We start from the raw sequence: 9437 nt of genomic DNA on the forward strand, positions 1-9437 counted from the left end.
GCCCGCTCCCTGGCGGAGGGCGGGAAGGAGCCCATCCTCTACGTGCGCCGGGGAGAGCAGGAGTACCTCATCCGCGATCCGGGGACGCTGAAGGCCGTCGAGTCCGCCTTCCAGCTGGAGGAGGCGGTCGACAAGAAGCAGACGGAGCTGGGCGGGAAGCAGGCCGAGGTCGGCAAGAAGCAGGCGGAGATTGGCGAGAAGCAGGCCGAGCTGGGGGTGAAGCAGGCGGAGCTCGGCGCGAAGCAGGGAGAGCTGGGGCGGAAGCACGCGGAGCTGGCCCTGGCACAGGCCCGCCTGCAGCGGCGGGGCGGGGATGAGACCCCGGAAGGCAAGCGCCAGGAAGAGCAGCTCGAGCGCGAGCAGGAGGCGCTCAACCGGCAGCAGGACGAGCTCAGCCGACAGATGGACGAGATCGGCCGGCGGATGGACGCCCTGGGTGACGAGATGGAGAAGTACGGCGATGAGATGGAGGAGTACGGCGAGCAGATGGAGGAGCTCGGCGAGAAGATGGAGGCGCACGGCCGGGAGGCCGAGAAGAAGGTCCGGGCGCTGCTGGATGACGCGATGCGGAAGGGGGTCGCCGAGCCCGTGAAGCGCTGAACCCATTCATTCCCACTCGCGCGCGAGTGCGCCAGAGTGCAACGCCCACCGTCCCCGTCCTCCGGGGCAATCCGAAAGGTGTGCGATGCACGGCAAGCAGTCCTTCCTTGGCGCGGTGCTCCTCGTCGCGAGCGTGGCCGGTTGTGCCCGGCATGGTTCCGAGGCGCGGCAGCCCCCCTCTCCTTCCACCACCACCGTGTACGTGGCGCGGCGTGTGCGGACGCTCGATGCGGAGCGGCCCATCGCCGAGGCGCTCTCCGTGCGCGCGGGGAAGGTGCTCGCGGTGGGCGGCCGGGAGGAAGTGCTGGCCTCGGCGGGAGAGGGCGCGCGGGTGGTGGACCTCGGGGAGGCGACGGTGGTGCCCGGCCCCACCGACGCGCACGGACACCTCTCGGGGCTTGGGCAGAGCCTCGCGGCGGTGAACCTGGAGGGCACGGGTTCGCGCGAGGAGGTCCTCTCGCGCGTGGTGGCCGCGCCCGCCACGGCCTGGCAGGGGGACTGGCTGATCGGCCGCGGGTGGGACCAGAACGACTGGCCGGAGAAGGAGTTCCCCGGCCGGGCCGAGTTCGACGCGAAGCTGCCCAGGACGCCCGTGGTGCTCGAGCGCGTGGACGGTCACGCGCTGTGGGTGAACGGCGAGGCACTGCGGCGGGCGAGGATAACGCGCGACACGCCGGACCCCTCGGGTGGCCGCATCCTGCGCGGCCCGGACGGTGAGCCCACGGGTGTGCTCGTGGACAACGCGATGGACCTGGTGGCGGCGGTGTTGCCGCCGCCCACGGAGGCGCAGCGGGAGGCGCAGCTCGCCGCGGCGCTCGTGCGGTGCGCGGAGGTGGGGCTGACGGAGGTGCACGACGCGGGGATGGACCTGCGCACCTACCGCCTGCTCCAGCGCTGGGACAAGGAGGGCAAGCTGCCGGTGCGCGTCTACGCGATGGCGGACGGTCAGGGCGCGGCCCGCGAGACGTACCTGAGCGAGGGCCCCTTCCAGGGCCGGATGCTGACGATGCGGTCGGTGAAGCTGCTCCTGGACGGAGCGCTGGGGAGCCGGGGTGCGGCACTGCACGCGCCGTACAGTGACGAGCCGGGCCACCAGGGGCTGCTGCTGCTGACGCCCGAGGAGTACGAGGCGCGGGTGCGGGCCTTCATGGCGCGAGGCTTCCAGGTGGCGACGCACGCGATTGGAGACCGGGCGAACACGCTGGTGCTGGAGACGCTGGTGCGCTCGGCCGAGGCCACGGGGACGCGCGACGGGCGGCACCGGGTGGAGCATGCGCAGGTGATGCGGCTGGAGGACATCGCCAGGCTCGGCGCGAGCGGCTTCATCGCGAGCATGCAGCCCACGCACGCCACGAGCGACATGCCGTGGGCGGAGAGGCGCGTGGGGCCCGAGCGCATCAAGGGCGCGTACGCGTGGCGGAAGCTGAAGGAGTCCGGGACGCCGCTGGCGCTCGGCAGTGACTTCCCGGTGGAGCGGCCGGACGTGTTGCTGGGACTGTACGCGGCACGCACGCGGCAGGACGCGGAGGGCAAGCCCCCGAGCGGGTGGTACCCCGACCAGCGCCTGAGTGGTGAGGAGGCGCTGGAGGGCTTCACGGCGGGCGCGGCCTACGCGGCGTTCGCGGAGAAGGAGCGGGGCCGGCTCAAGCCCGGCATGGACGCGGACTTCGTGGCGTTCTCGGTGGACCCGGTGGAGGCGCCCGTGGCGGAGCTGCTCAAGGCACAGGTGAAGCTCACGGTGGTGGCCGGCACCGAGGTCCACCGCGCTCCGTAGCTCACGGAGCGGGGGCCGGGGGCTCGGGGGGAAGGAGTCGCAGCACGGCTTCGCACCCCTTCTCCTCGGCCTCACTCCGCGCCCACATCACCATCGCGGGCCGAAGGGGCTTCTTCGGTTCCCAGCCCCCCTGGCCGAGCAGGAGCTTCACGGCCTCCGGTCGGCAGTCGCGGCTGGCCATGGCCAGTGCATATCCGTCATCCTCATGCGCCCCGGCCGCGACGAGTCGCCGCATGACCTCGAGGTGCCCCCGGCTGGCGGCCATCTGGAAGGCGGTGGGGCCCTCCTTCCCTCTGTAGTTCACATCCGCGCCCCTCATCAGGAGCAGGCGGACCATGTCCTCGTTCCCCGCCTCCGCGGCCTGTACCAGCGGCGGATAGGCCATGTTGTTCGGGTCCACGATCAGGAGCCACAGGTGGGTGGACAGGGCGTCCCCCCTGCCCACGGCCATCGACAGGTGCCGGGCGGACTGGAAGCGCAGGACCTCGAACCACAGCACCGGCAGGACCAGCACTCCCACCACCAGGGCCAGGGCGAGCAACACGCCCCGGCCGTACATGCTCTGGGCCCCCTCTGACTTTGGATTCAGCATGCGCTACCCCTTGCGCTCGTTGGAGGCCGGCGTGCCGAGGTCCGCCGTGAAGGCCAGCGCCTGGAGTTTGCGGTCCACCTCTTGCTGCGCCTCGCGCTTCTCGCGCTCCACCCGCTCCAGCTCCCGGGCGATGGCCTCCAACCGGTCCTCCTGCTCGTTCAGCTTCGTCACGAAGCGCTCGGACAGCTCGCGCTGCGAGGCCCCGCTCTTGAGGGACTCGATGTTGGAGCGGATGCGCTCCTGGTCCTTGAAGAGCCGGGCCCGCTCGTTGTTCAGCCGCTGCTCCTCCTGGTCGAGTCGCGCCACCTTCTCCCGGATGGAGATGACCTCCCGGACGCCCTGGGCCACCCGCTCGTCGATGTAGCCCGAGTCCAGGAAGAAGCGCACCTCGTCCAGCCCGGTGTTCGAGAAGTACCAGGAGCGATGTCCCGTCGTGCGCTCGGTGACGGTGAGTTCCCGCTCGCTGCTCGCCACCAACTCCAGCTTGAAGCGGTGGAAGTTGTCCGTCGTCTCCGCCGGCTCCGGCGTGTCCGTCAACTCCATGCCCGTGCGCGGGTGCTCCAGGAACAGCGTCTGCGCCCGCTTCGCCTTGTTGCGCACCGTGTAGAGCGTGCGCCGCAGGTGGTAGTACTCCACCATCAACATCCCGTGGCTCACCACCGCGCGGAACACCGGCCCGTCCTCCATCCGGTCCTCCACCGACACCACGCACCCCAGCTCCACCGCGTACGGTACGAAGCGCGTGTCGTCCGGCTTCATCGTGTCGAGCATCGCCTCGCCCACGTACGTGTCCGCCTCCGTCACCGTCACCGGCCCGCCCTCCAACGTCAGCCCCGTGGTGTTCTTCAGCTCGATGCACGCCATGGGGTTCTTCTCGCGCGTGGTGCGGTTGTAGAGCAGCACCCGCCTGCCCTCGAAGGGCCGGTGAAGGATGGGCACCAGCGCGCTCTGGTTGCGGTGCACCGTCACCGGGTGGTCCACCCGGTACTCGAAGAGATCCCCCACCTCCTTCGTCAGCGTCTTCACCCCCACGCTGCGCTCCATCGCCTCGCGCCGGCTCGGGCCGCCCCGCGGCCCACCCAGCGTCCTGAAGCTCTTGGGCGCGGGCGCCGAGGCGGCCGGGGCCATGGACATCTCCATGTCCATCGGCTCCTCCTCGGCCAGCATCACCTCCTCGTCCGCCAGTGCCCCAAAGCCCTCCTCGGGGATGACGGGGGCCGCGGCCGCCTCGGTGCGCACCTCCACCACCGGCCGCTGCATGTAGCGCGGGCTGTACAGGTCGTGCACGAAGGACACCGGCAGCCCGGCGATGAGCGCCAGGTCCACGTCCACCCAGTCCTCGTCCCCCGTGTTGTCCACCACCGCCCAGCCCTGGAGCAGCGGCTTCTCCCCCTCCTCCACGAGGATGCGGTAGCTCGTCTTCCACACCGGCGCTTCCAGCACGTACGAGGCGAACAGCTCCCGCTCCCCCTCGCCCGCCGTCAGCACCGACAGCCGCTTGGTGTCCTTCTTGTACGAGGACAGCACCGTGGCCAGGTAGAACTCCAGGTCCTTGCGCACCGTGTCGTCCAGGAAGGTCAGCTCCGCCACCTCCAGCAGGTCGAAGCTGCGCAGCGACGCGCCCACCAGCAGCGTCAGGAAGGGCCGGTGCACCGCCGTCTCGCCCTGGGCCACCGGCAGCGTCTCCAGCCCCACGATGACGCCCTCCACCTGATTCTCCCTGCCCACGCGCACGCGCACCCGGGTGCCCTTCACCTGCCCCAGCAGCGCCGTGAGGCTGCCCGAGTCGGGAATCCGGATGGTGGCCTCCTTCAGCAGTTGCTCCAGCGGCTTGGTGGAGTCGTAGCTCACCGCCGACACCGAGCCGCCCGACAGGTCGAGCACCGTCATCGACTTGAGGACGTCGTTCATGTCCCGCGCCTTGAAGTCGAAGTGGAGCGTCTCACTTCCACTCACCTTCCCCCGGCGCTCGAAGTAGCCGACTCCATGCTTGTAGAGGACGACGCGACGGATGGGCAGGGACGGGGGCATGCGCGCGACTCCGGCGAAAGGTGGCGTGAATACACTCCCGGTGTATCAAGTCTCACATGCGAATGCGCCACTCCCACTCCCCTCTTCCCCTGGCCGCGCTGTTGGGCGCCGCCCTGTCCCTCCTCCCGGGTTGCGAGAGCACGAAGTCGAGCGGCCCCTCCCCCTCCGACCCCCAGGCCCAGAAGCCCGTGACCGTGCAGTCCGGCGAGTCCTCCTGGCGGCACGCCCACGTGGGTGACCGGGTCACCTACGCCTTCACCTCCACCCAGGGCCCCGCGGGCACCGAGCGTCGCGCGGGCGGCGGCACCCCGAGCACCCTCAGCGGCCAGGCGACGCTGGAGGTGGTGGCCGTGCAGCAGCCCTGGGTCTGGGTGCGCCTGTCCTTCAGCGATGAGGCCGGCAAGCCCCTGCCCCAGGCGCGGCTCGCGCAGGACCTCGTCATTCCCGTGCGCACGGATGGGACGCGCGCGCTGGAGCTGAAGCCCCAGGGCGAGTCCACCGCCGAGCGCGCCTCCGCCGCCGGCCGCGACTGGGACGCCCTGCGCTACGTCAACGACGCGCGCCCCGTGGATGGTCCGCTCCAGACGCGCGTGTACGCCGTCCAGCCCGGCCCGCTCTACCTCACCCACGGCCTGCTCAACGCGAGCACCACGCTCTCCGGCTTCGGCGGCGTCGCGGGCACCTTCCAGCTCACGCTGCGCGAGCTGCACGAGGGCTCGGCCGCCACCACCGCCGCGCCGCCCGCGCTGGAGCGTCCGCTGGGCCCCGGCACCTGGTACGACCGGCGCGTGGACGTGGGCCCGTCGCCCTCCGTGCAGCGCGTGTGCTTCGCCGCCGAGCGCGGCTTCCTCCTGCGCACCGAGGGCCCCATCGACACCCATGCCGCCCCCTGCTCCGACTTCTCCCAGGCCGAGCCGGAGCCCCTCGAGGACGTGCTGATGGGCCTGCCCTTCTCGGCCCAGAGCGAGGGGGGCTGGCCTCCGGCCGCCGCCGCGTCCGGGACTCGGGGCACCTTCACCGCCGAGGGGCGCGACGTGCCCGCCCTCACCGCCCAGCGCACCGAGACCGCGGAGGGCATCCAGCGCGTCTTCTCGGAGACCTACGCGGCCGACCCGTGGGCCCCGGTGCTCTCCGGCCTGCCCTACGAGGCGCGTTTCCAGACGCTCACCGAGGGGACCGAGCGCCTCGCCTCCGGCGGCAAGCGTGAGCCCGAGGGCGGCACGCGGCTCGTGCGGTGGGGCACCTGGCTGACGGGAGGGCCGAAGTGAAGGCCGCGCTCTACGTCGTCACCATCGAGGTCCTGCCCGCCTCCGAGGAGGCGTGGAACCGCTGGCACGAGGACGTCCACGTCCCCGAGGTGCTGCGCCAGCCCGGCTTCCTGCGCTGCCGCAAGTGGAAGGACACGACGAACGCCCCGGACGGCTGGGTGCGCTACGTGTGCCACTACGAGCTGACGAGCCTGGAGGACGTGCACCGCTACGTGGCCAGTGAGGCCGCGAAGCACCTGCGCGCCGAGTCGGACAAGCACTTCGGCGAGGTGACGCGGCCCTCCCGCGCCATCCTCACCGAGGTCGCCAGCTTCGGCTGAGGGACACGGGCTCAACCCTGGGCCCGCGTCCTCCCGTCCCCTCTCCCGGTGGGAGAGGGTGGAGGGGCTCGGTTCAGGCCACCTCGGACGACAGCTTCACGTCGATGTTGCCCTGCGTCGCCAGCGAGTACGGGCACACCTTGTGCGCCGCGTGCATCAGCTCGTCCGCCTCGGCCTGGGACACTCCCGCGAGCTTGCCGTGCAGCTCCACCGCCAGGCCGAAGCCGCCCGCCTGGGTCTTCCCGATGGTCGCCTTGGCCGTGATGTGGGCGTCCTTGATCTGCTTGTTCATCTTCCCGGCCACCAGCCGCAGCGCGCCCTCGAAGCACGCCGAATAGCCCGCCGCGAAGAGCTGCTCGGGGTTGGTGGAGCCAGCGGCCTCCGCACCGCCCAGCGCCTTGGGCATCGTGAGCGGCATGTCGATCGTCCCGTTGTCCGTGCGGACGCGGCCGTTGCGGCCTCCGTGGGAGGTGGCGGTGGCGGTGTAGAGCGGCTGGATGGAGACGGGGGCCATGAGGGAACTCCTCCGGAATCGACTGCGAGTGGAGCGCCCCTTCTAACCCCCTCGCCCGTCGCGTGCATCGCTATCCGGAGGAGCCCCGGCTCCTCAGTGTTGGCGAGGGCTCACTTCCAGGCCGCGGCGTGCTGCTTGGCGAACTGGGCGAAGCTCATCGGCGCGCGGCCGGCCACCTTCTGCACCGTGTCCGTCACCTGCGCGGCGTAGCCCGCCTTGTTGATGCCGTGCAGCTCCATCATCCCGTCCACCATCCACGCTGGCATGCCCATGTCGAGCATGGCCTTGTTCGCGGCGGCCTCGGGCACGTCCACATAGTTCACCTTGCGGCCCGACACCTCGCCGATGGTGGCGGCGGCCTGGGCGATGGTGAAGGCCTCGGGGCCCGTCAGGGCATAGGCCTTGTTCTCGTGGGCGCTCGTGGTGAGCGCCTCGGCGGCCACCGCGGCGACGTCCGCGCCCGCGATGAAGCTGCACGCGCCCTGGCCCCAGGGCAGGTAGATGTTGCCGTCCTTGGCCGGCGGGTAGTAGCCGATGAAGTTCTCCATGAAGTTGTTGGGCTTGAGGAAGGTGTACTTCAGGCCCGAGCCGAGGATGTAGCGCTCGACGGTCCGGTGCCACCGCGCGAGCTGGATGCTCGGCTCGAACTCCGTGCCCATGGCCGACAGCTTCACGATGTGCTTCACGCCCGCGGCCTTGGCGAAGTCGACAAGGCGGGCGGCCAGGTCCACCTGGTCCTGGGCGAAGGGCGTGACGAGGAAGAGCTTCTCCACGCCCTCGACGGCCTTCTGGATCTGCTCCGGCTTCGTATACTCGAAGTCCACGGGCGTCACGTTGCCACCCTTGAGAGCCTCGGCCTTGGCCGCGCTGCGCACCGCCGCGCGCACCGTCACCTCATTGCGGCCCTTCAGCGCGGACACCACCTGCGAGCCAATGGTGCCCGTGGCACCCGTCACCAGAATCGTCGTCGCCATCGCGTCTTCCCCTGTTGCACGGAGCAAAGGAGCCCCGTTGAGGAGTCGACGTTACCCCAGCTACCGGCGTCCGCGCACCATGCGTCCCTTCGTCAGGTGCGCCACCGCCTCGCCCAGTCCCTCCAGCGTCAGCGGGAACATGTCGAAGACGTTCTTCACGGCCTGGATGGTGTTGCCCCGCCACGTCTGCGGAGGCTCCGGGTTGAGCCATGCGCTGCGCTCGAAGTGCCGCGCCAGCTCCATCAGCCACACCAGCCCCTCCTTGCCGTCCACCGGGTCGTAGCGGCCCTCGGAGTTGGTGCGCATGGTCAGCTCGTACGGCGCCATCAACGCATCGCCCACCACGACCAGCTTGTGGTGACGTCCCACCTGCCCCAGCAGGTCCGGCACGCTGATGCCGCCCGACAGATAGGGCGAGTCGAACACGCGCCCATACACGCAGTTGTGGAAGTAGTAGGTGCGCAGCTCCTTGAAGTGCGTGGCCTGCTTCGCCACCGAGAAGAGCCGGCTCACCAGGTGAGCCCACGGGTCCATGGAGCCGCCCACGTCCATCATCAGCACCACGCGCGTGTTGGGCCGGCGCGGCGGGCGCGTCACCACCTCCAGCTCGCCCGCGTTCTTCGCCGTGGCCGCGATGGTGCCCTCCACGTCCAGCTCGTCCGGCACGCCCTCTCGAGCGAAGGCCCGCAGCTTGCGCAGCGCCACCGCGAGCTGCCGCGTGTCCAGCACCACGTCGCCCCGGTAGCCCTGGTACTTGCGCGCCCCGGCGATCTTCATCGCCATGCGACCGCCGGCCCCCTGGGCGCCCTCGCCTCCCACCCGGAAGCCCTCGCGCGGGTGGCCCGAGTGCCCGAAGGGCGACGCGCCCCCCGTCCCAATCCACTTCGGCCCGCCGTCGTGCCGCTCGCGCTGCTCCTCCAGACGCTGTTGGAAGAGCTTCTCCAGCTCCTCCACGTCGAGCTGCTCCAGCAGCGCCCGCTCCTCGGGGGTGAGCTCGCGCCGCTCGCGCGCCTCCTTCAGCCACTCCAGCAACTCCTGGGCGAGCTGCTGCCCCGAGCCCTCCATGCCCTTGAAATGCGCCAGGAAGGCCTGGTCGAAGGCGTCCAGGTGCGTCTCCGCGTGCACCAGCAGGGCCCGCGCCACATGGTAGAAGCCGTCCAGCGAGCTGTCGTGCAGCCCCGCCTTCAGCGCTCCCGCCAGCGCGAGCGCCTCCTGGGCGCCCACCGGCACCCCGCGCCGCCGCAACTCGTAGAGGAAGGGCAGGAACATGGCGCGCTCCCGCTCAGGCCTTCGTCCGGCGGCCCCGCCCGAAGGCCTCCGCCACCGCCATCAGGTCCTGCTCGCGCTTGAGCAGCGCCCCCAGG

8 protein-coding genes and 1 pseudogene are annotated in these 9437 nt (G+C 70.9%); 4 read left to right on the forward strand and 5 right to left on the reverse strand.

The window, feature by feature from the left end; translation table 11 throughout:
* Positions 1-600, forward strand: a pseudogene (locus tag VF794_RS14530) (biotin transporter BioY); the annotation flags it as partial.
* A gap of 85 nt (positions 601-685) precedes the next feature.
* Positions 686-2374, forward strand: coding sequence for an amidohydrolase (locus VF794_RS14535; protein WP_331110779.1), 1689 nt, complete (start codon positions 686-688; stop codon positions 2372-2374).
* A gap of 1 nt (position 2375) precedes the next feature.
* On the opposite strand, the gene VF794_RS14540 is transcribed toward VF794_RS14535, so the two are convergent.
* On the reverse strand, positions 2376-2966 hold the full coding sequence (locus VF794_RS14540; RefSeq protein WP_331110781.1) for an ankyrin repeat domain-containing protein: 591 nt from the start codon (positions 2964-2966) through the stop codon (positions 2376-2378).
* 3 nt (positions 2967-2969) lie between these two features.
* The gene (locus VF794_RS14545; RefSeq protein WP_331110783.1) at positions 2970-4997 is read right to left on the reverse strand and encodes a hypothetical protein; all 2028 of its coding nucleotides are present in this window, start codon (positions 4995-4997) and stop codon (positions 2970-2972) included.
* 56 nt (positions 4998-5053) lie between these two features.
* On the opposite strand from VF794_RS14545, the gene VF794_RS14550 reads away from it, so the two are divergent.
* Entirely contained in the window at positions 5054-6265 is a 1212-nt protein-coding gene (locus VF794_RS14550) for a DUF6068 family protein (protein ID WP_331110785.1), read from the forward strand.
* A complete protein-coding gene (locus VF794_RS14555) occupies positions 6262-6585 on the forward strand; it encodes a DUF4286 family protein (protein ID WP_331110787.1) in 324 nt (107 codons plus the stop codon). The genes VF794_RS14550 and VF794_RS14555 overlap by 4 nt, the downstream gene beginning before the upstream one ends.
* A 73-nt stretch (positions 6586-6658) precedes the next feature.
* Here VF794_RS14555 and VF794_RS14560 read toward each other — a convergent pair whose 3' ends face one another.
* The 3 genes from VF794_RS14560 to VF794_RS14570 all read right to left on the reverse strand — a co-directional run bounded on the left by VF794_RS14560 (position 6659) and on the right by VF794_RS14570 (position 9342).
* A complete protein-coding gene (locus VF794_RS14560; RefSeq protein ID WP_331110789.1) occupies positions 6659-7099 on the reverse strand; it encodes an organic hydroperoxide resistance protein in 441 nt (146 codons plus the stop codon).
* Between the two features lie 110 nt (positions 7100-7209).
* Positions 7210-8073 (reverse strand): SDR family oxidoreductase, encoded by an 864-nt coding sequence (locus VF794_RS14565; protein WP_331110791.1) that lies wholly within the window; start codon positions 8071-8073, stop codon positions 7210-7212.
* Positions 8074-8133: 60 nt separating this feature from the next.
* A complete protein-coding gene (locus VF794_RS14570) occupies positions 8134-9342 on the reverse strand; it encodes a vWA domain-containing protein (RefSeq protein WP_331110793.1) in 1209 nt (402 codons plus the stop codon).
* Positions 9343-9437 lie beyond the last annotated feature (95 nt).

It is taken from the genome of Archangium sp., assembly GCF_036389735.1.
Taxonomy (GTDB): Bacteria; Myxococcota; Myxococcia; order Myxococcales; family Myxococcaceae; genus Archangium.